Source organism: Nocardioides sp. (assembly GCF_034670285.1).
Classification (GTDB): Bacteria; Actinomycetota; Actinomycetes; order Propionibacteriales; family Nocardioidaceae; genus Nocardioides.
In genome coordinates this window covers 1-1,875 of the sequence record NZ_JAXMNS010000546.1, presented here as the reverse complement: position 1 = coordinate 1,875, position 1,875 = coordinate 1, and the positions used below count along the sequence as shown (strand labels likewise).

Here is a 1,875-nt window from a genome sequence, read left to right as displayed (position 1 = left end):
TCCAGCCGAGGCCGACGTCCTCGCGCAACGCCATGATGACCCCGCCGATCATCATGATCGGCGACGAGGCCGCGATCAGGCAGGCCATCAGCACGAGCATCTGCACCTGGGTGACGTCGTTGGTGTTGCGAGTGATCAGGGACGGCGCCCCGAAGTGCTGCAGCTCGCGGGCCGAGAAGGTGCCGACCCGCTGGAAGAGGTCGCGCCGCAGGTCGCGACCGAACGACATCGCCGCCCTCGCACCGAACCACGCCGCGGCGATCGACGCGATGATCTGGGCGACCGAGACGACCAGCATCACCGCACCGAGGCGCACGATCGTGCCGGTGTCACCGACCACGATCCCCTCGTCGATGATCCGGGCGTTGAGGCTCGGCAGGTAGAGCATCGCCAGCACACTGACGAACTGCAGCCCCACGACGGCAGCCAGCAGGTGGCGGTAGGGCACGAGTCGTTCGCGAAGCAGCCGCAGCAACATGCTCAGCCCCTCCTCTCGGTGCGCAGGTGACCGTGGAGGACCGTGTCGACGATCTCCTCGGGGCTCAGCAGCCGACCGTCGGCGATGTGCTGGTGGCTGCCGGCGAAGCACAGCAGGCGGAGCACGTGGACGAAGTGGTCGACGGGGACGTCGAGGCGCTCCACATCGTCCCCCACGACCGCGGTCATGAGGGCCGCGACCTGAGTCCTCCAGGCCTCTGCGGCCTCACTGTCGTGCTGATGGTCGGGCGGGCGGACCAGGCCGACCTTTTGCATCAGGGCGAACGTCGCCTGGACGCGCTCCTGGAAGATCGAGGCGAGCAGCACCAGGCGCTCGCGCAGCGGCAGCGCGGCGTCGATCCCCTCGATGCGGTCGACCAGGTCGCCGGGCTCGAACGCGCGGGCGATGGCTGCGTCGACGAGGTCTTCCTTGCAGGCCACGACCCGGAAGATCGTGCCCTCGGCGATGCCGGCCGCCTCGGCTATCTGGCGGGTGGTGACGTCGCGGCCGTGCTCTCGGAGCAGCTGCAGGGTGACACCGACCAACGCGTCCCGTCGGTCGGCGGGGGCCATGGAGGGGGCGCGAGGGGTCATCCCGCGAGAGTACGTGAGTGAGCGCTCACTCACCCCATCGACGTGCTAGTGCGGGTCCTGCTCCCCGACTCGCGCCCGGGCGCACGCCACCAGCCCACCGAGGTCCAGGCCGTACGTCGCGCCCGCGCCACGCTCGTAGGTCGTCAGGTGACCCGCCGCCCGCTCGACGAGGCGCGCGGCGCCGACGTCGTTGCCGCGGGCGCGGTGGGTCAGACCGACGCAGAGCTGGGCCAGCCCCTGCCAGAGCTCGCGCTCGTCGTCGGGACCGGACTTCCACCGGACCTCGAGTGCCTCGTGCGCGGCGAAGGGCCGACCCTCCTCGAGCAGTCGGCGGGCAAACGCGATGGTCTCCTCGGGTGGCAACGGCGTCTCGTCGATCGGCTCGACGCCGTCCTCGCCGTAGGGCAGGGGTCGGCCGAGGGCGTCACGCGGACGCGACTGCTCCGCCCGCCCGTGCGCGTTGCGGTCACGATCGTGGGTCATGGTCACCGTCCTTCACTCGGCGCCCACCCTCTCAAATGCAAGCCTCCGGAGGTCAGGACTCATGCGGGCCGGGCGCTCCTCACTGCCACTCGACCGACGCCAGCACCGACTCGACGATTCCTCTCGAGCTCGAGTTGTCGACCGGAAGATCGAACGCCAGCGCCACGAACGCCCCGGCGTGCTGCACGCCGAACTCGTAGAACATCGTCTTGCCCTCGCTGCCCTCCAGGACGTAGCCCTCGATCCCGTCGACCGTGCGGTTCGCGATCCGCTCGACCGCCTCGAAGTCCCGCCGAGCGCTTCGGAGGGCGATCGCCGCCG

At 70.3% G+C, this 1,875-nt stretch carries 4 protein-coding genes; all 4 read right to left on the bottom strand.

What is annotated here, in order from left to right:
• The coding region (locus VOI19_RS18860; protein ID WP_323794472.1) for an ABC transporter transmembrane domain-containing protein at window positions 1–478 on the bottom strand (478 nt) is incomplete at its 3' end.
• A 2-nt stretch (window positions 479–480) separates the two neighbouring features.
• Window positions 481–1,071, bottom strand: a complete 591-nt coding sequence (locus tag VOI19_RS18855; protein WP_323794471.1) for a TetR/AcrR family transcriptional regulator — start codon at window positions 1,069–1,071, stop codon at window positions 481–483.
• 45 nt (window positions 1,072–1,116) lie between these two features.
• A complete protein-coding gene (locus VOI19_RS18850) occupies window positions 1,117–1,554 on the bottom strand; it encodes a DUF309 domain-containing protein (RefSeq protein WP_323794470.1) in 438 nt (145 codons plus the stop codon).
• A gap of 79 nt (window positions 1,555–1,633) precedes the next feature.
• A partial coding sequence (locus tag VOI19_RS18845) for a hypothetical protein (RefSeq protein ID WP_323794469.1) occupies window positions 1,634–1,875 on the bottom strand: 242 nt, incomplete at its 5' end.